At 68.8% G+C, this 20857-nt stretch carries 14 protein-coding genes; 6 read left to right on the top strand and 8 right to left on the bottom strand.

The genetic code is table 11. The annotated features are described in order from the left end of the window. Positions 1-6 precede the first annotated feature (6 nt). On the top strand, positions 7-891 hold the full coding sequence (locus OHS16_RS29280) for a polysaccharide deacetylase family protein (RefSeq protein ID WP_328540253.1): 885 nt from the start codon (positions 7-9) through the stop codon (positions 889-891). Positions 892-1006: 115 nt separating this feature from the next. Here the strand turns inward: OHS16_RS29280 and OHS16_RS29285 are convergent, their stop codons facing one another. The 3 genes from OHS16_RS29285 to OHS16_RS29295 all read right to left on the bottom strand — a co-directional run bounded on the left by OHS16_RS29285 (position 1007) and on the right by OHS16_RS29295 (position 5997). After that, the gene (locus tag OHS16_RS29285) at positions 1007-4147 is read right to left on the bottom strand and encodes a GH92 family glycosyl hydrolase (protein ID WP_328540254.1); all 3141 of its coding nucleotides are present in this window, start codon (positions 4145-4147) and stop codon (positions 1007-1009) included. 249 nt (positions 4148-4396) lie between these two features. Continuing rightward, the gene (locus OHS16_RS29290; protein WP_328540255.1) at positions 4397-4978 is read right to left on the bottom strand and encodes a dihydrofolate reductase family protein; all 582 of its coding nucleotides are present in this window, start codon (positions 4976-4978) and stop codon (positions 4397-4399) included. Positions 4979-5112: 134 nt separating this feature from the next. Beyond that, positions 5113-5997: an MBL fold metallo-hydrolase gene (locus OHS16_RS29295; protein ID WP_328540256.1), complete on the bottom strand. Its 885-nt coding sequence runs from the start codon at positions 5995-5997 to the stop codon at positions 5113-5115. Between the two features lie 147 nt (positions 5998-6144). On the opposite strand from OHS16_RS29295, the gene OHS16_RS29300 reads away from it, so the two are divergent. The 3 genes from OHS16_RS29300 (at position 6145) to OHS16_RS29310 (ending at position 8120) form a co-directional block, all read left to right on the top strand. After that, the gene (locus OHS16_RS29300) at positions 6145-7113 is read left to right on the top strand and encodes an AraC family transcriptional regulator (protein ID WP_328540257.1); all 969 of its coding nucleotides are present in this window, start codon (positions 6145-6147) and stop codon (positions 7111-7113) included. Positions 7114-7234: 121 nt separating this feature from the next. Then, complete coding sequence (locus tag OHS16_RS29305; RefSeq protein ID WP_328540258.1) at positions 7235-7786, top strand: AAA family ATPase; 552 nt, start codon at positions 7235-7237, stop codon at positions 7784-7786. Positions 7787-7853: 67 nt separating this feature from the next. Then, entirely contained in the window at positions 7854-8120 is a 267-nt protein-coding gene (locus OHS16_RS29310; RefSeq protein WP_328540259.1) for a hypothetical protein, read from the top strand. Positions 8121-8368: 248 nt separating this feature from the next. Here the strand turns inward: OHS16_RS29310 and OHS16_RS29315 are convergent, their stop codons facing one another. Next, positions 8369-9100: a transglycosylase SLT domain-containing protein gene (locus OHS16_RS29315; RefSeq protein WP_328540260.1), complete on the bottom strand. Its 732-nt coding sequence runs from the start codon at positions 9098-9100 to the stop codon at positions 8369-8371. Between the two features lie 711 nt (positions 9101-9811). On the opposite strand from OHS16_RS29315, the gene OHS16_RS29320 reads away from it, so the two are divergent. Then, positions 9812-11230, top strand: a complete 1419-nt coding sequence (locus OHS16_RS29320; RefSeq protein ID WP_328540261.1) for an APC family permease — start codon at positions 9812-9814, stop codon at positions 11228-11230. Between the two features lie 141 nt (positions 11231-11371). Here OHS16_RS29320 and OHS16_RS29325 read toward each other — a convergent pair whose 3' ends face one another. The 4 genes from OHS16_RS29325 to OHS16_RS29340 form a co-directional block, all read right to left on the bottom strand. Beyond that, entirely contained in the window at positions 11372-13213 is a 1842-nt protein-coding gene (locus tag OHS16_RS29325) for an ATP-binding SpoIIE family protein phosphatase (protein WP_328540262.1), read from the bottom strand. 131 nt (positions 13214-13344) lie between these two features. Then, positions 13345-15255 (bottom strand): Na+/H+ antiporter NhaA, encoded by a 1911-nt coding sequence (gene nhaA, locus OHS16_RS29330; RefSeq protein ID WP_328540263.1) that lies wholly within the window; start codon positions 15253-15255, stop codon positions 13345-13347. 98 nt (positions 15256-15353) lie between these two features. Next, positions 15354-17981 carry an alpha-L-rhamnosidase-related protein gene (locus OHS16_RS29335; protein ID WP_328540264.1) on the bottom strand — a complete coding sequence of 876 codons (2628 nt, stop codon included), beginning with the start codon at positions 17979-17981 and terminating at the stop codon, positions 15354-15356. Positions 17982-18243: 262 nt separating this feature from the next. After that, entirely contained in the window at positions 18244-19554 is a 1311-nt protein-coding gene (locus OHS16_RS29340; RefSeq protein ID WP_328540265.1) for a M28 family metallopeptidase, read from the bottom strand. Between the two features lie 371 nt (positions 19555-19925). On the opposite strand from OHS16_RS29340, the gene OHS16_RS29345 reads away from it, so the two are divergent. Next, entirely contained in the window at positions 19926-20621 is a 696-nt protein-coding gene (locus OHS16_RS29345; RefSeq protein ID WP_328540266.1) for a nucleoside/nucleotide kinase family protein, read from the top strand. The last annotated feature ends 236 nt before the right edge of the window (positions 20622-20857 follow it).

Genomic DNA, 20857 nt, shown 5'->3' on the forward strand with positions numbered 1-20857 from the left:
GAGCCCATGGATGAATATGCCAGCGCCCCGGTGACCACCGGCTCCCTGCTCCGGTCGAGTGAGCTGCTCGGATTCCCTGCCGATGCCCGGGTGCTCATCATCAACAGCGATGACTTCGGGATGTACCACGCGATCAACGCGGCGGTTGTCGAATCGATCGAGCAGGGGATCGCCGGTTCATGCAGCCTGATGGTTCCGTGTCCCTGGGCACGGCATGCCATGCAGTTGCTCCGCGACCGCCCGGAGATTCCGTTCGGAATCCATCTCACGCTGATCTGCGACAGCCGCGCGTACCGGTGGCGGCCGCTGTCGGCACGGGAGAAGGTCCGTTCGCTGCTCGACGCGAAGGGTGAACTGTTCACGCCCGACGAGAGCAGCGTGCTTCTGGCCCGGGCCCGCATCGAGGAGGTCGAGGCGGAGTTCCGGGCACAGATCGAGGCGGTGGCCGGCGCAGGTCTCGCACCGACCCATCTGGACTGGCACTGTCTCGCCGACGGCGGCCGGGACGACATCTTCGATCTGACCGTGTCGCTGGCCGCGGAGTACGGCCTGGCTGTACGGGTCTGGCTGGAACCGGGCCGCCGCAAGATGCGAGGGCGGAATCTGCCGGTCACCGACCACGGGTTCCTGGACAGCTTCGCGCTGGACGTGGAGGGAAAGCAGGAACGTTACGCCCAGTTGCTGCGAGATCTGCCGCCCGGACTCAGCGAGTGGGCGCTACATCCGTCGCTGGGCAACAAGGAGTCGCAGGAGATGGATCCCGGCGGCTGGCGGGTACGCCGGACTGACCACGAATTCCTCATGTCGTCCCAGGCGCGCGAAATCCTCAGGTCGGAGGGCATCGTGGTGACCGACTACCGCGCCATTCAGCAGCGTTGGTCCGGCAGCTGACGGCCGCGGACCGGATCCGGTGCGCCGGTCCCTGCCTGCGCGGCGCCGCCGCGCGGCGGTACGTCAGTGAACGATTCCGTACCGCCGTACCGCCGTGCGGCACGGCGCCCGTTCGTCAGCCCAGGCCGATGGCGAACACATGCAGCTCCGGGTTCTTCGGCAGAGTCACGCTCCTGATGTGCTTTCCCGCGGCAACCTCGAAGGGGCTGGTGGCGAAGACATCCACGGCCGGCCCCGTGCCACCGGGCTGGTTTCGCTGGGAGGTCCGGGCCACGATCGTGTTGCCGAAGACCGGATCCGTACCGCCGCCCGGCTTCGTCCAGTCGCCGAAGGAGAGGTCCGCTTTCCCGGTGGTGCCGTCGGTGTAGGTCACGGTCGCGCTGTCCCGGTGATCCCCGTTGGTGGCCGCGCCGACGAACAGCAGCCGTCCGGCATGGCCGGCCGCCTCCGTCAGATCGACCGTCCGGCCATCCGTGATCAGATTGTCGGGGCGTCCCTGCGGAGCCGCGGGCCATACGAACGACGTGCCGGATGCCTGTATCCGGGCTCCTCCCTTCAGCCCGCCCGCGGCGAGAGCCTGGCGCGAGTAGGTGTTCCCCGCACCGTCGAAGTCGCCCTGTCCATGGTCGGCGTCATCGGAGACCCCGGTGTTGTCGTACGAGGCGGTGAGGCCGGCCTTCGGACCGACGAGCACGATGGCTGAGAGCCGTACGGTGCCGGCCTTTCCCGTTCCCCTGACGGTCAGTGGGATCTCGTAGTAGCCCTCGGAGGTCCCCGGCCGTGCTGTGACCGTGAGGGCGGTGCTCCCGGAACCCGTCGTCCCGTCGAGCGTCACCTGCTTCTCGGCACCCCCGGAGACATCCAGACCCTTCGGCGGGTCCGCGGTGACCGTCAGGGACCGGTCGTGCCCTGCGAGGCGCTGGGCGTCGACGGTGACATCCACTCCGGCACCGCCGGGCTCGGCGACGACCTGGTTGGGGGTCGCGTTCGCCAGGAAGGAGCGCTCACCCGTGCGGTACGACGGCGGCGCCGCCTTCGCCGATGTCGCCCATTCGGTGTCCGGGCTGTCCCCCAGGGTGAAGTCCAGACGCCCGCCCTGCTTCACCAAGGACTGCGGCAGATAGGTGCGTTCCCAGTCGTGGCCGTCGAGGCTGAGCGCATGGACGTAGGGGGTGCTCGCCGACGCCTGCGGCGCCCGGATGTCCAGATCCCGCCCGTGGCCGGGGAGGTCGAGCACCGCCCGCTCGAACATGGGGCTGTGCACGGCGAGGTCAGGCTCGCCAGGTGTCGAGGGGTAGACACCGAGGGCGGCCCAGACGTACCAGGAGGATTGCGCCCCCAGATCGTCGTTGCCCGGTTCGCCGTCCGGGGTGGGGCTGAAGAGAGTAGTGGCCGTTTCCCTTACTTCCTTCTGCGCCTTCCACGGCGTGCCGAGGTAGTCGTACACCCACGGCACACCGAAGTCGATCTCGTTCCCCGCCCACATGTAGGGCTCGTTGGGGCCCGCGTTGAGCTTGGAGAAGAAGGTGTCGAGCCGGTCGCCCGCGGCCTTGCGGCCGCCCATCGCGGCGATCAGCCCGGCGGTGTTCTGCGGGACGAGCCAGTTGTACTGGGCCGCGTTGCCCTCGTCGAAGCCGTCCTGTCCGAACTTGCCCTCCGGAGGCGGCTGGAATCCCGGCCCGTCGGGGAAGCGGCCGTCCTCGCCACGCGGCTGGAGGTAGTCGGTCGCGGGGTTGAGGATGTTCTGCCAGTTCTGGCTGCGCCGGGTGAACGTACGGGCGGTTTCGGTGTCTCCGGCGGCACGCGCGAGCTGCGCGATACCGAAGTCGTCGATCGCCCATTCCAGGGTGACGGAGCCGCCGACGCGCTGGTGATCGCCGCGTGAGGCATCGTTGTTGGGCGCGTAGCCGCGCTCGACGTACTGCGCGACGTCCGGGCGCTCCTGATAGGCGCCGGGGTTGTCGTCCACTGTTGTGGCGCCCTTGACCAGATACTTCAGCGCGGTCCTGAGGTCGAAGTCGCGGGCGCCGAAGGCATAGAGGTTGGCAATGAGGGCAACGGAGTTGTCGCCGGTCATCTGGCCCGTGTAGTCATTGGCGAACGGCCATCTCGGCCACCACCCGCCCTGCACCGCGTCGTTGACCAGGGACTGCGCCATATCGCTCGCCTGCCGGGGCCACAGCATGGCCTGGAGCGGCGCGAGAGAACGGTAGGTGTCCCAGTCCGAGAAGTTGGCGTACTGGGTTCGTCCCCCGGGCAGCTGACGGACCTTGTCGTCGAAGCCGATGTACCGTCCGTCGCTGTCATTGAAGGTGTTGGGGTGCATCAGCCCGTGATAGAGCGAGGTGTAGAACGTCTTCAGCAGGCCGGTGTCCCGGCCGGCCACCCGCACCTTGCGCAGCTCCTTCGTCCACTGGTCCCGGGTCTGCTGATGCAGTTGGCCGAGGCTCCAGCCAGGCACCTCGGCGGCCATGTTGGCCTGGGCACCGGCCACGGACACATAGGACATGGCGATCTTGGCGCGCACGGTGCGGGTCGTGGCGGTGTCGAAGGTCAGATACGCACCCGCCTTCGGTGCGTCCACCGTGTCGCTGTCCTTGGAGACGGATGTGCCGTCCCAGGTGCCGTGTGCGGTGAACGGCTGGTCGAAGGTGATCGCGTAGTGGACGGTGTACTCGTTGCCCTTGCCGCAGAAGTTCCCCGTGGTGGCGGAGCCGGTGACCTGCCGGTCGCCGACCACGCGCATGTCGGCGCGCTTGTCGCCCGCGAGGCTGGCGCCGCCCTTGACCAGAACCTGCGCCGCGGCTCCTCCCTCGGGAAAGGTGAACGCCGCAAGACCGGTGCGGGTCGTCGCCGTCAGTTCCGCGCGGACCTTCGAGTCGTCGAGTGTCACCCCGTAATAGCCGGGCTCTGCCTCCTCCGTGGTGTGGGAGAAGTGCTCGGTCCTGTCCCAGGGCGCAGGGCCGACATCGCCGGTCACCGGAAGGATCGGCACGTCACCGAACGCGGTGCAGCCGACCGAGGCGTGGTCGATGCTGAAGCCGCGGATCCGGTCGCTGTGGTACTGGTATCCGGCGTAGGCGCCGGCCGTGTCGGGTGAGAACTGCATCATCCCGAACGGGGCTGCGGGACCGGGGAAGTTGTTGATCTCACCGACCGTGGAACCGCCCCGGCCGGTGCCGATGACGGGATCGACGTAGTCGGACGGGTCATCGACCAGCGACGCCCCGGATCGTGCAGCGGAGAGGGGTGACAACGTTGTCAAAGCTGAAACCGGTGCCGCGGTCGCTAGGAACAGCGTCGCCGCGGCTGCGGCGACTGCACCACGAGTCTTCCAACGTCTCACGTTCGCCTCCTGCAAGGGATGTCGCTCGGGCCCCCACACACTCGGCGAACGGGGCATCCAAGGTCAAGAGGCGTGCAGCGAAAGGAAGGTGGCCGCCCGAGGAGGGGCGCCGTCGTTCTCCGGTGAGCGTGGGCCGTTCCGGGTCGTATGTCCCGTGCTTCACCGCGCCGGAGCTGCCTCGGCGCGCCGGTACCGGAGGAGGACGACCCCGTTTCCGAATGTCCTGGTCCCGGCCGTCTGCAGAGGGGTGACCGGGATGCCGGCTGCGGGGAACAGGGGCTTGCCCCGCCCGATGAGCACCGGGTGAACATAGATGTGGTACTCGTCGACGAGGTCCTGCTTCAGGAAGGTTGCTGCGAGGTCGGCGCCCCCGAGGGTCAGATCGCCGCCGGGCTGTTCCTTGAGCGCCGTGATCGCGGCGGGGTCGACCTCGCGCATGATGGTGGTGTTCCAGTCCGCCCGCTCCAGTGTCCTGGAGAAGACGATCTTGGGCATGTCCCGCCAGATGCCTGCGAATTCCGCCGTGACAGCTGTGCTCGACGGGTCGGAGTCGGCGGTGGGCCAGAAGTCCGCCATCAGCTCATGGGTCACCCGCCCGGAGAGGAAGCCGCCCCGGGAGCGGAGTTCGTCGTTGAGGTGCTGATGCAGTTCTTCGTCGACCATGTGCCAGTCGATGTTGCGGTCCGGCCCCTCGATGAAACCGTCGAGGGAAATCGACATCATCAGGATGATCTTGCGCATCGCACTCTCTCCGGTTCGTGGCTGACGAACGAGACCATACCCTCACACAAAGGGTCGGAACGGGCCCGGCCGCTGCACGGCCGGACCCGCGGGCGCTGTGTCAACCGGATCGGTGACGCGTGACGCCTGCCGCGTCAGGAGAAGGCGGCCCAGCGGGAGATGGCGAACGCCGAGCCCTCGCGCCGGACCTCCAGAGCTCCATGACCGCCGAAATGTGCGGGGACGACGACTTCACCGGTGTCCGCTGCGCGCTCCAGAACGCTCCTGCGGGTCCTTCTGGCCTGCTCGGGGTCCTGGCAGAAGCAACTGTTGCAGTCGGGCTCCGGGATCTGCACCGGGCTGTGCAGGATGTCGCCGACGAAGACAGCTCGCTCTCCCGCGGATTCGAGTCGTAGCAGGGACGAGCCCGGTGTATGGCCCGGTACCGCCTCCAGCACGAGGTTGCCGTCGATGCGGTGGCTGCCCTCCCACAGGACGGCCTGGCCGGCCTGGTGCACGGGGAGGACGCTTTCGCCGAAGATCCGCTGAGCGGTGTCGCCCGAACGCCGGACGTAGTGCGGGCTGTTCGGGTCGGTGGCGGCGTTGTCGGCCGCCGGAATGAGATAGCGGGCTCGGCCGAACGTCGGCACCAGGACGCCGTCCTGCTCGGATGTGTTCCATCCGACGTGGTCGGAGTGCAGATGGGTGTTGACCACGATGTCGACGTCGGCGGGCTTGATGCCGACGTCGGCGAGGCCATCGACCAGGCTGGTCCGCAGAAGACCGTCGAACGGCGCCCCCGGCGGGCGGAACCTGCCGATACCGGTGTCGACCAGGATCGTCCTCCCCTCGCTGCGCAGTACCCAGGTCTGCATCGCGGCGACGAAGAGGTCGTCGTCGGGACTCCAGAAATCGGGGGCCAGCCAGGACTCGTTGTCACGCCAGCTCTCGGGCCTGCTGTCCGGGAACATCGTGCGGGTCGGCGCGAACGGCGCCTGCCCCTCCATGACCCTGGTGACTTCCACGTTTCCGAACATCATGCGTTGCATGGTCTCCCTCTCGTACGGGACCGGCCCGGTTCCGGCGGGTGGTGCCGGTGACCCGAGCCTAGGAACATCCGGTTGAGCCGGACAATGCTTCAACGACGCTCTGGCATACGCATGTGTCGCACACTCTAGGCTGACGCGATGGATGTGGTGAGTGACGCGATCTCCGCCCTGCGCGTCGGACGGCCGTTGTCGTCGCGCGTACGGGCTCGCGGTACCTGGTGCCGGAGCCTGGCCCCCTACGGCGGCGCCGGCTTTCATGTGGTGCTCGAGGGCAGCTGCTGGCTACTGCCCGAAAACGGTCCCGGAATCACCCTGGGCCCGGGGGACGTCGTTCTCCTCCCGCACGGCAGCGCGCATGTCCTGGCGGATTCACCCATGGACCGGAGTTCCGCCGAACACGCCCAGTTCTTCGAACCCTGGACGGATGCACGCGAGGAGCTGCGGTTCATCGAGGATGCCGGTGATCCGCCAGCGCACCCTGCCGGTGGGGCGGAACTGCTCTGTGGCAAGTACCGGCTCGACCGTGCCCGCGCCCATCCGCTGATGGCGGAGCTGCCCGACATCGTGCATGTCCCCTCCCGGGTGGGCCACCACCGTGACATCCGGTCGGCCATCGAGCTGCTCGGCCGCGAGAGCGACGCCTCCCGCCCCGGTGCGGGGATCGCGCTCCCCGGGCTGCTCGACCTCCTGCTGGTGTATCTGGTGCGCGCCTGGCTGGCCGAGAACCAGGAGGGCAGGACGGAAGGCTGGTCGATCGCCCTGTCCGATCCGGTGGTGGCGCCGGCACTCCGCGCCCTGCACGACGATCCGGCCAGAGCGTGGAGCGCTGTGTCGCTGAGCGCCGAAGTGGGGGTGTCGCGCGCCACGTTGACGCGGCGGTTCACCGGGCTGCTCGGCAGACCGCCGATGGCCTATCTGACCTGGTGGCGGATGACGCGGGCGGCGGCTCTGCTCCGCGAGCCCGGCATGTCGCTCGACCGTGTTGCCGCGAAGGTCGGTTACGGCTCGCCCTTCGCCTTCTCGCACGCTTTCAAACGGACGTTCGGCGACAGCCCCGGGCGCTACCGGGCCGAGTCCGGCGCCCGTTCCGATGCGGCCGACGGCTGACCGGCCGGGGACATCTGTGTTCGCCGCGCCGGGGGCACCTCCGGGTCGGCGGGTCCTGGCCCGAAGGGGGCTTCCGCCGCTGAGTGCCTACGGGGCGGGTGCACGGCGCTAGAGTCGCCTCATGGTCACCGTGCTGGTCAATGGGCTGCCCGGGTCGGGTAAGACGACGCTCGCGCGGGCCCTGTCGGCCGAGTTGCACCTGCCGCTCTTCAGTAAGGACTCGATCAAGGAGACCTTGGCGGACACTCTGGGGCCCGTCCGTCCGGCAGGCTGCTCGGATCGGGAGTGGAGCCGGGCCCTCGGCGCGGCAGCGGGCGAGACCCTGTGGACCCTGCTGGCCGACGCGCGCGGCGCCGCGGTGCTGGAGAGTCCCTGGCTGGCCCATGTACGGCCTTTCGTCAGGGCCGGTCTGCAGCGGGCAGGCGCCGGTGTGGTGTGCGAGGTCTGGTGCGAGGTGCCGCCGGCTGTCGCCCGCGACCGGTTCGCTGCTCGCAGCCCCTCCCGGCACGCGGTACATCACGAGGGTCCGGAGGGCTTCGGCGGGGACTGGGAGTTCTGGTCGCTGGGAGCCGAGCCGCTCGGGCTGGGATCCGTGCACCGGGTGGACACCACACAGCCGGTGGACATCGCCGGGCTGGCCACTGCGCTCATGGCCCCCCGCGGATCACGGTGAGAGCCGGCATCGGCGGGCCCGGCCCGTCCCGGAGGCCGGTGTCAGTGGTGGCTGGCAGGCTGGCCTCATGGACGAGTTGATACGGCGCAGGGTGTACGGCGCCGACCATGACGACCCGGATCCGGGGCCGCGGCCCGGGCACGAGTACCGGGAGCTGGTGGGCGGACCACTCGACGGGCTGCTCCTGGACGTGACCGGGTGGACACGCACACGGTTGGGGGAGGGAGCGGCCCTCGGCACCGAGATCGGTTCGTACGGCCCCGGCGGCCGGACGCTGTACGGACCGCGCGCCGCCGATTCCCGTCTGTGGGACTGGGAGGGCGACACGCCCTGACACCGGGGTCAGGGCCGGTACACGTCGCCGGTGGCTGCCGATGCCCGGTCGCCGGGTCGTCCGCGACCTCGGACTCGATGCGACGACACCCCGCCGCACCCGGGTCGTGAGGGAAATGAGCGGGCGGGCATGTCTCTACGGGGACGCGGCCGGCGCTCCGAACTGTTCGTCCGGAGCGCCGTATTGTGCCTCGCGGGCCCGGTGACCGCCGTCCACCGGGCCGCGCGACGAACTGGGGTCGACCCTGCTCAGTATGCGGAGTTGACGTTGTCGATGGAGCCGTAGCGGTCGGCCGCGTAGTTGGCCGCTGCGGTCAGGTTGGCCACGGGGTCGGTGAGCTTGTTGGCGGTTCCGGCGACGTGGTAGGTGTCGAAGGTGGGCTGGATCACCTGGAGAAGGCCCTTGGACGGAACGCCGTTGATGGCGTTGATGTCCCAGTCGTTGACGGCGTTGGGGTCGCCGCCGGACTCACGCATGATGTTGCGGTGCAGGCCCTCGTAGGTGCCGGGGATGCCCTTGGCCTTCATGATCGCGAGCGACTCGTGTATCCAGCCGTTGAGGTTGTTCGGGTACTGCTTGGGCGCCAGGGTCGCGCGGTGGGTGGAGCGGTTGGCGGCCTGCTTGGCGGCTGCGTGCTTGGCGGCGGCCTTCTTCGCGGCGGCCTGCTTGGCGGCGGCCTGCTTGGCGGCGTGGGCCTGTGCAGTGGCAGTGAGCTCGATGTGGTGCGAGACGGCCGCCGTGTCCACGATCTTGTCCGTCTTGGCCGCGTCCTTGGCCGGCGCCTTGGCGGCCGGCTTGACCGTGATGGGCAGCCCGTTGGCCGTGACCGGCTTGATGGTGGCCGGCGCGTGGGCCGCAGGGGTCTGAGCGCTGCTCGTACCGGCGGTGGCTGCGACGGCGGTGGAGGCGCCCGCCGCGACGAGGACAGCGGTGGCGATCTTGCGCGATCGGCCGGTGCGGAGCGTGGTGAAGCGGAGCATGCGGACCTCTTCCGGGTACGGGGGACGACGATGCGGCCTTCGTTGGCGCGTGTCCAAGTGGGACCGAGGGTCTTGGCCGCGTTCGCCGGTTGGCGTGGGTCGCAGGCTCGTTCTCGGTGCTTGCCGGGAACCATGGTTAGCGCCCGTTCCGAGTGGAAGCAATGACCGCTTCTACTACCCCTCATAGTGAGATGATGCGTAATGCCCGAAATGAAAGTATTTATGAGCCGCAATCGTGGGGGTGGGCATCGACTAAGCGTCGTCGTATGTGATCTGGGTCCTGTGTCTGGCGTCACGAGGGGGGTTGCCGGAAACGGCCTCCGGCGTTGCCTGGGTCACAGGGGTCGGGGTGCCTCAACTGCCGTACATGTCTGGTCGCGTGCCGGGCCGGATCATCCGTCCGGCCCGGAGCGGTGCCGGTTCGCCGGTCGCCGGGATGCGGCTCTGGTCGACGGCCGCCGGGTGCCGGGTGCCGGGTGCCGGGTGCCGAGAAAGTTTGGATCAGGCGCTGCGGATGTCGTACGTCGAAAACCGTTGTCACCCTGTGGGTGTGACGGCGATTACAGCTGTGTGACCCCATGAAGGCTGCGAAATCCGTTGAACGGGAGATCTTGACGAGTGCTTGTCGCCGCGCCTTTGATGCTCGTTGACACGCACGCGACCAGGAGGCGACAGCCCCCTTCAGCACCACCGAGATCGGATGTTCGATACATGACCGACACGCTGGGGACGACAGCCCCGCTGGTGGCCGAATCCGAGGCCGCGCCCCCCGCCGGCGCCGTGGACAGCCCCCGTGCACTCACCCGCTCCATAGGTGTTGTCGGAGGCACGCTGCTGACCCTGTCCTGTCTGACGCCCGCCTCCACACTCTTCGTCATCGTGCCGCCGTTCTTCGCCGATCTCGGCACCGGCACCGCCCTGACGATCGGGATCGCGGCGGTTCTCTGCATAGCGGTGGCCTTCTGCTACTCCGAGCTCGGCACCCTGGTCCCCAGCGCGGGCGGCGAGTACGCGATGGTCGGCACCCTTCTCGGAAGGATGTCGGGGTGGCTGGTCTTCGTGCTCTCGCTCATCGTCGTGATGATCGTGCCGCCGATCATCGCCCTCGGCACCGCCGACTATCTCGCTCCGCTCTTCCACGTCAGTGCCCCGCTCGCCGGCGCGGCCGTGATGTTGCTGGCCACCGTGATGGGTCTCTTCGATCTGCGCGCGAACGCCTGGATCACTGGGATCTTCCTGGCGCTGGAGGTCATCGCGGCGGCCGGCGTCGCCTTTCTCGGCTTCAGCCACGTGTCCAGGTCACCCTCCGTTCTGGTGCACCCGGTCGTCGGCACGGGGGCGGGTACGGGTACGAGCCCGCTCACCGCTGCCGCCGTCATCGCAGGGCTGGCGCTCGCACTCTTCGTCCTCCAGGGCTTCTCCACCGCCGTCTATCTCTCGGAGGAGATGGAGCAGCCGCATCGCACCGTTCCCCGTACCGTCATGTGGACTCTCGCGATCGGGGCCCTCGTCATCATCGTGCCGACGGTGGCCATCACCCTGGGCGCCCCGGACCTTGCCACGCTCACGCAGGGCAACCTCGCCGCGATGGTCCAGGCATGGAGCGATTCCGCCGTCGGCACCTTCATCAGCCTCTGTATCGCGCTGGCGATCATCAATGCCGGCATCGTGATGGTGATCCAGAACTCCCGGGTGCTCTATGCGTCGGCTCGCGACCGTGCCTGGCCCACTCCCGTCAACCGGGCGCTGTCCGTTCTCGGGAAGCGCTACGGCTCTCCCTGGATCGCCACGCTGCTGGTCGGCGTCCCCGGGGCGGTGCTCTGTTTCGTACCGGTCGACACCCTGAGCGGGGTCACCGGCGTCGCGGTGGCCGCCCTCTATCTGGTGGTCGCGGTCACCGCCCTCGCTGCCAGGCGGAAGCCGTCCGAGGGGCGCCACGTCTGGCGGATGCCGCTGTGGCCCGCCGTCCCGATCGTGCTGGTCGTCGTTCTCGGCTATGTACTGACACAGCAGACCGCGAAGGACCTGCTGATCACGGGCAGTGTGATAGCCCTGGCGTGCCTCTACTGGCTGCTGTATCTGCGCCCCCGGCGCGCCGACCGCTGGGTGATCGTGCTGCCGGAGGACTGACCGAGCACTCTCCCGCGTACCGGGTGGGAAGGATGAGCGCCGCCGACCGCCCCGCCTGAACGATGCCGGGACGAACGATCATCAGTGCAGGGCGCCGTCGAAGAGGCCGGACGGCCGCGACTCCGTGACTTGATTCCGTGCTCAGACCCCTCCGCCCGACGCCTCCCCGATCGAGAACCACACGGTCTTGCCCTCCGGCTCCGGGCGCACACTCCACTGGTCGGAGAGGATGTCGAGCAGCACCAGACCGCGCCCGGAAGAGGCCAGTTCCCCGGGCGCGCGCTGATGCGGCAGTTCATCGCCGCGGTCCGTGACCTCGACGCGCAGGACACGGTTGCCCAGCTCGCCCGTGATGGTCGCGGTGAAAGCGGCGGCGTGGTCGGTATGCACCAGCACATTGCCCAGCAGCTCCGATGCCAGCAGGGTCGCGGTGTCGATCTGATCGGGTGAGGCCCAGTCGTGCAGCAACAGCTTCAGCTCCGTGCGTACCTCGGACACGCCCATGGCCCGGTCCTGCTCGATGGTCAGCACGAGCCGCCGCTCCGGCACGTCGGGCGCCGGAGTTCCCGTTTCGCGGCGCAGCAGGAGCAGGGCGATGTCGTCCTCGTTGACCGGGGCCGGCCGGCCCCGGTCACCTTCCGCCGGGGAACCGCTCACCGCTTGGATCAAACGGTCGGCCATGCCTTCGAGGTCCCAGCCCGGCCCCGGCGAGAGCGCATCCCGTACCCGTGTCCAGCCGCTGTACATGTCGTGACCACCGGTCTCGATGAGCCCGTCGGTGCAGAGCAGCAGGATCTCGCCCTCCTGAAGTTCCAGCTCGGAGACGGGGTAGTCGTCCTCCTGGGGCGCCAGTCCGAGCGGCAGCCCGCCGGGGACGTGTTTGATCACACAGGTGCCGTCCGGCATGCGCAGGACGGGGTGCGGGTGACCGGCCCGGGCGACCCGCATGACGCTGGTGGACGGATCGGTCTCGATGTAGATGCACGTCGCGAACCTGTCGTCGTCCAGCGCGGCAAGAAAGCGCGACGCCCGAGACAGGACGGCGTCGGGCCTGTGCCCCTCCGCCGCATAGGCGTGCACCGCGGTACGCAGCTGTGCCATCAGCCCCGCCGCGTGCACATCGTGGCCCTGTACATCGCCGATGACCAGGGCAAGTCTGCCGTTCGGAAGTTCTATCCCGTCGAACCAGTCCCCGCCCACCACCAGACCGCCCGCCGCCGGCATATATCGCGCCGCCATGCTCATCCCGGCGAACGAAGTACCGGCCCTTCCCATGCTTCGGCGCAGCCCGCGTGAGAGAGCGAGCTCCGCCTCGTCGGTGCTGGTCCGCTCCATCCAATGCGCGATCAGCCGCGCTGCCTGCGCCAGCAGGGCCTGCTCGTCCGCGGTGAACGCCACGCGGGAGCCGAACCCGGCCAGCCATACGCCGCTGACCTGCCCCTCGGTCACCAGGGGCAGAAAGGCCCAGGACTGGCGTCCCATGCGGGCCGACAGCGGGTAGGTCACCGGAAAGCGCCGGCGGTAGTCCTCCGGCGAGTTCAGATAGACGGGCCGTCCCGTAAGGGCCACGTCCACGGCCGGGTAGTGCGTGGTCATCGGCATCCGGATGGTCTGGTCGGTGCCCGAGGACCGGAAGCCGGACTGACCGAGCGCGCTCAGGAACTTCCCCGCGACGCCGAACACGACCTGCCCGTCCAGCGGGAAATCCGGCGCCTGCAAGCGGGACAGCATGTCCAGGGCCTCGTCGAGCGACTCCGCCCCGGCAAGAGCGTGGCCCAGTCCGAGCAGCACGGCATCACGGCGCCGGGACTCCACGACCGGGTCCGTGTCCCCGCGTGCGCCGGCCCCCCGCGCAGCGCCCGGAGCTCCGCTCACGTGCTCCCGGGCGGATTCGGCTCGATCGCCGAGCTGGTTCAGGTCCTCGACCTGCCTCAGTTCGGCGTCCTGATCCTCCGGACCCGGTTCGTCCCGTCCACCACCCATCTGGTGCCCCTTCGTCCCCGGTACCTGCTCCTCGTCCCATGCTCCGACGGGACGGCCTTCCTCGCAGTGCGGGAGCCGTCACGGGGCGCGGGAGAGCCGGACTCAGCCGGGCAGTGACAGGCGGGCGCGGCTCAGTCCGGTGGCACCAGCGCGGCGCGCATGCGGGCCTCACGCACGGCCGCGGAGAGATGGCCGATGTCGTAGGCACCGTTGTGGCGACGACCGTTGATGAAGAACGTCGGCGTTCCGGACACACTGCTGGTGTCGGCCGAGTCCACGTCCTCGGCGATCCGCGCCGCGCCCCTTTTCTGACGCATGTCCCGCTGGAACCGCTGGGTGTCCAGCCCCAGCTCGTCGGCATAACGGTGCAGGTCAGAGGGGTGGAGAGCACTCTGATGATCGAGCAGAAGGTCATGCATCTCCCAGAACGCGTCCTGTCGGGCCGCGGCCTCGGATGCCTCTGCGGCGATCTGTGCCAAAGGATGGACGTCGGTCAGCGGCAGATGCCGCCACACGTACCGGACGTCTCCGAAGTCAGCGAGCAGTTCCCGGATGACGGACTCCGCCTGACCGCAGTACGGGCATTCGAAGTCGCCGTATTCGACCACCGTGACCGGCGCGCTCAACGGCCCGCGTACTCTGTCGTGGCCCGGATCGACCGGTGTCGCGAGATCGATGATGGGCTCCGTCGTTCCGAGCAGCGCGCTGGTGCGCCGGTGCCTCGGCAGGAGTGCGATCGCCGCGCTGATGGCCCAGGTGAGGATGAAGGCGCAGATCATCGCACTGATGGTGCCGATCTTCGCTTGCTCCAGCTGGGCGCCGTCGAAGGCGAGTGTGGCGATGAGCAGAGAGACGGTGAATCCGACGCCGGCACTCGCGCCACCCGCGAGGACCGCACCCCAGCCGACGGCGGGCTGGAGCCGGCCACGGCTGAGGCGGTTTGCCAGCCAGGCGGTGCCGAAGACGGCGATGGGCTTGCCGAGCGTGAATCCGAGCAGGATGCCCAGGGTGATCGGCGAGGTGAAGGCCGCCGACAGCCGGTCAACGGTGATCCTGATACCTGAGTTGGCGAGAGCGAAGAGCGGCACGATCACATAGCTGCTCCACGGGTGGTACATCCGCTGAAGCCGTTCGTTGGGTGAAAGCGCCGATGCCAGCCCGAGCCGCGCGGAACGCTCCAGCTCAGGAGTGGGCTGTTCACGGAAGAGACGGAAGAGACCAGTCGCGCGCTCGAGTGCTCCGCGATCGGCCGGATAGGCGTAGGTGAGCAGGCCCATCGCCAGACCCACAACGACCGGGTCGACCCCCGATTCCAGCAGTGCCCCCCAGGTGGCTACCGCCAGCACCGCGTACACGGCGCCTCTGCGCACACCGTTCGCGCTGATCAGCAGGGCGACACCGAGGATACCGGCCGCCACCAGAAGTGCCGGCAGTTCGATGTGTTCACTGTAGGCGACCGCGATGACGGCAAGTGCCACGAAATCGTCGACGACAGCGACGGAGAGGACGAAGGTACGCAGTCCGGCCGGCAGCCGTGAGCCCAGCAACGCGAGCATTCCGAGTGCGAACGCCGTGTCCGTGGACATCGCGGCGCCCCAGCCGTGTGTGGTGCCGTGTCCCGCGTTGAAGCCGAGGTAGATCATGACGGGCAGGAGCATGCCGCTGACACCGGCCAGAACCGGAAGGGCCACCCGCCGCCGCTCACGCAGCTCGCCCATGTCGAACTCACGGCGCGCCTCGAGACCGACGACGAAGAAGAACACGGTCATCAGTCCGCTGTTGACCCACTCGCGCAGATCCAGCGAGACCTCGTGAGATCCCGCCCGCAGCGACAACTGCGTCCGCCAGAAACCCTCGTAGGACGAAAGGTCGATGTTGGCCCACCCGAGCGCGGCGATCACGGCCACCAGCAGCACGGCGGCGCTGCCCGTCTCCGTGCGCAGGAACGCGCGCCACGGCGTGCGCGCGTCGCTGTTGCTGCAGGCGGTCTGTCCGGCGAAGCCGTGATCGGCCGGCGATTCGGTCACTCCGCGATTGTCCATGCTCGGCAGCGGCACGGCACGGCACGGCGCCGCCCGGCGACCGCTACCGCCCCGCCGCAGCGGCGGACCGAGCAGCGGGCGACCGCACCGCCGGCGCGTCAGCGGTTTTGCACCACGGTGAAATGATGGGTGCCTCCCGACAAGCCCGACACGGTCACCCGGCCGCCGTCATGACGCACCCCAGGCATGGCCGCCCGGCCGCCGTCCCACAGGACGCGGCTGCCGGAGCGCACGGTGACGTGGTGGCCGTTCGTCGCCAGGGACACGGACCCGCGCGACCCACCGGGCGCGTGCACGGTCAGGCTGAACACCTCGCCTTCGTGGCTCCACTCCACTCCGAGCGGGCCGTGGGGTGTGGGGAGCCGTCCCTGGGCCCAGCTCACCGCCCCTGGGCGCGGACACACCTCCCAGGTGCCGTATCCGGGGGATGCCGGTTTCGCGCCCAGCAACTGGTGGGTGAGCGCGGGAAGCACTCCGGTGGACCACCCGTGCGCCATGCTGGTGTAACCCTCCTCGTACGGGGAGCCGTTCGGTCCGATGCCCTCCCATTGGGTGATGCCGGGATCATGGCTGTGCATCCACCCGTACGTGCGCTTGATCTGGTCGATCGCCGAGTCGGCCTGGTCCGACTCGAAACGCGCCACCAGTTCCGGGTAGGAGGTGAAGGCGTAGACACGCTGGGACGCACCGCCGAAGAGTGTGTCGTTGTCCATGAAGGCATTGCCGTACCGGAGTCTGGTTGTCGCGTCCAGGTGGGCCAGGGCCGAGGCGGCGCGGTCGGAGCCGGCGACACCCGAGGTGATGGCGATGGCGTTGCCGTCCTGGGCGTGGCGCACCGCGCCGGTGGAGGAATCCAGGTAGGCGCCGGCCGTTTCGTCCCACAGGTGGACATTGATGGCCCGGGCCACCGTTTCCGCCCGGGCGTTCCACCGCAGCGCGTCGTCCGCGTGGTCAAGATGACCGGCGATGCGCGCGGCGTCCCGCAGCGCCTGAACGTAGTTCGCGTTGTAGTAGGTGACCCGCCCGGTCCTGCCGAGGAACGCGTAGTCACCGTATCCGGAAGTGCCGTTCAGCCCCTTGCTCAGCAGTCCCTCGTCGTCCGTGACGCTCGGGTACCAGCCGTCCAGCACCTTCACCAGGTGAGGGTAGTAGTGCTCGGCGTAGTCCCGGTCGCCGGTGTAGAGCAGGTAGTCCCAGCTGCACGTCACCCACCACAGCGGGTAGTCGAACAGCGGGAGTGTGTAGTTGTTGATGGAGGCCGGTGGGATCCAGCCGTCGTCCCGCTGGTGATCGGCCAGATCGGCCAGCACGTTGCGCGCCGCGTCGGCGGCGTCGTCATGGGTGAGGTAGAGGGTGCGCCCCGACACCGCGACATCGCCGACATAGGGGTCCCGGTCGCGTTTTGCACCGTCGTGCAGGACCAGTTTGCCGTCCAGCGACGAACTGAACGCACCTCGCGGGTCCACGTCGTCCCTGCGGAAGGTGTCGACGATCAACTCGTTGGTGTAGGACGCGCCGTACCAGTAGCGATTCAGTTCCTCGTCGGAGCAGAGGAACCAGCCACGGTAGGACGCTGGTGTTCCGAGGTATGCCGTGAAGTCCAGTGCCACATGGTCGACGGCCACGGTGCCCCACGGCTGGGCGGCCGGCATGTCGGACGGCAGCGCGTCCAGGGTGATGTTCATGTAGCGAAAGCCGTGCAAGCCGTCTGCGTACACCTTGTCACCGTCGGCGCTGTAGCCCTTGGTGTCGGTCCACGTGCCGCCCGCCGCGGGGACCGCGTACTGGTCGGTGCCCTCCCCGGCGCCCCCCGCTTGGTCCGCCCGGGTGAAGTCCGACCGAACGCTGAGGTACCGCAACGTCTCGGAGAACGCCAGGCGCACTCCGGGGTGGTTGTCCGACGCCCAGGCGAAGCCTGCCTCGGGCAGTCCGACGACGACCTTGCCGAAGTCGATCGTGACACTGGGCGCCGTCACCGGTTCCACCGCCTGCGGCCAGACCTCATTGATCCGGGTGAACACGCCCTGGCCCCCGTCCTGGTCGGCGGTGACAGTGATCCGCACCCGGGAGGTGGTCGCGGGCGTGTCGAAGGCGACAGCGCGCTGTACGGCGGCGTTGCCGGTCACGGCGGCAGCGGTGTGCCAGCCCGAGCCCGTCCAGACGTCCACCGCGAAGTCGGCGGGCACACCGTCGGTGTCGGACACCAGCGTCACACCGGACAGTTCGAGTTCCCCGGACAGGGTGATGGTCAGGGTGTCGGGAAAGACACCCTCGGTGTCATCGTTCCAGAAGGTACTGAGGTCGCCGTCGAGGCAGTTCTGTGCCGCGTAGGTCCTGGGCCGGCCGTCGCTTCCGTTGTTGCCCGCGTGGGTGGAGGAACCCGTGGCGGTGGTCCCTTCCGGCCAGCGCGGCGCGGGGGGTGGCGGAACGCGGCGCAGAACGGTGACTTCGCCGCCCGGGGTCAGCAGGGCCTCGGGCCGGGTCACGTCCCCTTCCGACCGGACGATCCGTACCGGCCGCACGGTCCGGCCGGAAGGACCCAGGACATAGCGGTGCCAGGCCGCCTCTCCCGCCCCGGACGGTGCTGCGAGTGACGCGGAATCAGCCGCGGCGGCCGTTCCGGCGATGACCGGCAAGCCGGCTATGACCGATGCGGCGCCACCGATCCCCGCACCGATGACGGCACGACGCTGTGGACCGCTGTTCTTCTTCGGTTCGCTCGTCACGTCCAAGTCCCTCCACCACGCGGATGTGCGCAGGATATGAATCGTTTCATTTCCCGATCGCAGAGTGACGCTATCCGCATGGCGGCGATCCGTACAGGGGGTGGACGGTGCGACGGGCCGGCCGGGCGCCGCGCTGAAAGGGCGCCTCTCGCCGGAGAGGCGCCCAGTGGTGGCGTCAGGACCGCATCCGGAGGATGTGGCGTCAGCAGTCAAGCGTCAGTGGTCAGCAGCCGCCGGCGGAGCCGCCGTTCACGGCCGTGAGTCAGAACGTGAGCTTCCAGCTGTCGATGTAGCCGGTGTCCTGCGCCGCGGTGTCCTGGACGCGCAGCTTCCAGCTGCCGTTCGCCGCTTCGCTCGAAGCGTTCACGGTGTAGGTCGCGAGCACGTTGTCGGCCGAGTCGCTGCTGCTGCTGTTCTTGAGACGGTATGCCGTTCCGTCGGGTGCCACCAGGTCGATCACCAGGTCACCGCGCCAGGTGTGTTTGATGTCCACGCCGACCTGCAGCGCGGCGGGCGCATTGCCCGTACGGCCTGAGACGGTCACGGCCGAGGTGACCGCCGCACCGGCGTCGGGGACGGCGACGTCCGTGGTGTTCTCGTACTGGTTTCCCCCGTCCGGCGGCGTGGTCCCGCCGCCGGAGAGTGTCCACACCGCGTAGGCGATGGCATCGCTGTTCCGGTCGAGGGCGGTGTCGTTGATGTTTGCGCTGGTGTCACAGGAAGCGTGATAGCAGCGGTCGAAGGCCTGCCCGGTCGTGCCTCCCCATTTCTGGGCCTGAGCGGAGGTCTTGATGTAGTCCGCGCCGGAGAAGAGTCCGCCGACGGGGACTCCGGCGCTCTTGAACGGGGCGTGGTCGGAGCGGCCGTCACCCTCGGTCTCGATCTCGGTCGGTATGGACAGCGTCGCGAAGTAGTCCTTGAAGGTCTTTTCGATCGTGGGGTCGTCGTCGTAGACGAAGTAGCCCGGGTTGGGCGATGCGATCATGTCGAAGTTGAGGTACCCCGTCAGCTTCGAGCGCTCGCTGGACGCCAGGTTGTTGACGTAGTACTTGGACCCGACGAGCCCCAGTTCCTCGGCGCCCCACCAGGCGAATCGCAGATGCTTGGTGGGCTGGTACCCGGTGCGGGACACCGCGAGCGCTGTCTCCAGCACGGCCGCGGATCCGGAGCCGTTGTCGTTGATGCCGGGTCCCGCGGTGACCGAGTCGAGATGCGCTCCCGACATCAGCACCTGGTTGGGGTCTCCGCCCGGCCAGTCGGCCAGCAGGTTGTAGCCGGTGGATCCGCCGGAGGTGAACTGCTGGAGTGTGGTGGTGAATCCGGCCGCGTCCAGTTTGGCCTTGACGTAGTCGACGGACGCCTTGTAGCCGGTCCGGCCGTGCGCGCGGTTGCCGCCGTTGGCAGTGGCTATGGACTGCAGCTGGGTGAGATGTGCCTTGACATTGGCGAGAGGTATGTCCGGCGCCGCGACCGTGGCCGCGGTTGTGGCCGTGGCGGGGAGAGCGGGGGCGAGGAAGGCTGCGAGGGCGACCGCGGTTGCTGCGGCCAGCCTTCCGGGGGCTGGGAATCTCATGGGGGAGCTCCGAATTCCGTACAGGAGTGACAGAACGGAACGTGCGGGGGCGCGCTCTCCTTCACTGGGTTCAGGAGAGACCGGTGCGACGGGCAGGTGCGATGTGCGTGCCCGATGTTCAACGTAATGACATGGGCGCGTCAAGGGTGGAATCCGGTCAGCTCTGTCCTATATCCGGAATCATCCCCGCTGCGGGGCGGCGGTCCCGCCCCGCCCGACCATGCCCTCCCGCCCCGGCGCCTCCCGGAATCCGGCCCGACCACTCTCGGGGGGCGGCGCACGGCCGGACGGTCTGGTTCGGTGGAGGTACCGGCTGTCGCGGAAGACCGCCCGGCAGGTTCGCGAACGATGACCCGACGGAGCTTCCTCAGATGTCCCTCAACGCCAACAACCCACTGCCCGAGCCCGCCACGCCTGGCCTCGCCCCCCTGTACCGGCAGCCGTCACTCGACTCGCTCACCCGGCGCGCCCTGAACCTGGCCGAGGACGGCAGGGTTCTCATCGGCCTCGTCGGCGAGCCGGGCGCGGGCAAGTCCACACTGTCCGCGCAACTATGCGATAGGGCAGAGGCCCTGCTGCCGGCTCGGACGGTGGCCGTCTCCATGGACGGTTTCCATCTGGCGCAGAGGGTGATCGACGCCCGCCACCAGAGCACCCGCAAGGGCACGATCGATACCTTCGACGGAGTCGGGTTTCTGGCCATGCTCGCCCGCACCCTGCGGGAGACGGAAACAACGGTGTGGTGGCCGGAGTTCAGGCGGGAGATCGAGGAGCCCGTAGCCGGAGCCGTCGAAGTCGCCCCGCACCACCGACTGGTCATCGTTGACGGCAACTTCCTCCTCGCGGACCAGGAGCCCTGGCACCGGGTACGCGAGCATTTCACCGAAATCTGGTTTCTGGACGCCGAGCCGCAAGCGCGTCGTGAGCGGCTCACCCGCCGCTACATCGCCCATGGGTTCGCTGCCGCTGACGCTCACGCCAAAGCCGGCGGAGTGGACGAGGACACCAGCGCCGCCATCCGCCGCACGGCCAGTCTCGCCGATCTCACCCTGACCGAGGGCCGATAGGGGCGCGAGGCGGACATGGGTGCAGGGCCGTGCGGAGGGCGTACCTGGCGGAACAGCCGGGGCGGCGCGCCCGCTCAGGCCTGTCCTTCCGCTGCGCGGACCGTGTCGTGCTCGCTCCGACGGCGCCCGGCCACCGCTCGCTGTGATTGCGCCGGGTGGGGTAATGAGCCAAGCTCGTGATGCGGTTGCGACTCCCGTAGCCGGAAGTGACGTGGGTTTTCGAAGAAGGGACGGTA

This window comes from Streptomyces sp. NBC_00344 (assembly GCF_036088315.1).
In the GTDB taxonomy this organism is placed as follows: domain Bacteria; phylum Actinomycetota; class Actinomycetes; order Streptomycetales; family Streptomycetaceae; genus Streptomyces.

What these genes read in the sequence shown, in the direction of transcription:
- OHS16_RS29320 (WP_328540261.1), top strand. Translation starts at nt 9,812, where the DNA reads ATGACCGACACGCTGGGGACGACAGCCCCGCTGGTGGCCGAATCCGAG.
- nhaA (WP_328540263.1), bottom strand. Translation starts at nt 15,255, where the DNA reads ATGGACAATCGCGGAGTGACCGAATCGCCGGCCGATCACGGCTTCGCC.
- OHS16_RS29340 (WP_328540265.1), bottom strand. Translation starts at nt 19,554, where the DNA reads ATGAGATTCCCAGCCCCCGGAAGGCTGGCCGCAGCAACCGCGGTCGCC.
- OHS16_RS29290 (WP_328540255.1), bottom strand. Translation starts at nt 4,978, where the DNA reads ATGCGCAAGATCATCCTGATGATGTCGATTTCCCTCGACGGTTTCATC.
- OHS16_RS29280 (WP_328540253.1), top strand. Translation starts at nt 7, where the DNA reads ATGGATGAATATGCCAGCGCCCCGGTGACCACCGGCTCCCTGCTCCGG.
- OHS16_RS29325 (WP_328540262.1), bottom strand. Translation starts at nt 13,213, where the DNA reads ATGGGTGGTGGACGGGACGAACCGGGTCCGGAGGATCAGGACGCCGAA.
- OHS16_RS29315 (WP_328540260.1), bottom strand. Translation starts at nt 9,100, where the DNA reads ATGCTCCGCTTCACCACGCTCCGCACCGGCCGATCGCGCAAGATCGCC.
- OHS16_RS29345 (WP_328540266.1), top strand. Translation starts at nt 19,926, where the DNA reads ATGTCCCTCAACGCCAACAACCCACTGCCCGAGCCCGCCACGCCTGGC.
- OHS16_RS29310 (WP_328540259.1), top strand. Translation starts at nt 7,854, where the DNA reads ATGGACGAGTTGATACGGCGCAGGGTGTACGGCGCCGACCATGACGAC.
- OHS16_RS29305 (WP_328540258.1), top strand. Translation starts at nt 7,235, where the DNA reads ATGGTCACCGTGCTGGTCAATGGGCTGCCCGGGTCGGGTAAGACGACG.
- OHS16_RS29295 (WP_328540256.1), bottom strand. Translation starts at nt 5,997, where the DNA reads ATGATGTTCGGAAACGTGGAAGTCACCAGGGTCATGGAGGGGCAGGCG.
- OHS16_RS29300 (WP_328540257.1), top strand. Translation starts at nt 6,145, where the DNA reads ATGGATGTGGTGAGTGACGCGATCTCCGCCCTGCGCGTCGGACGGCCG.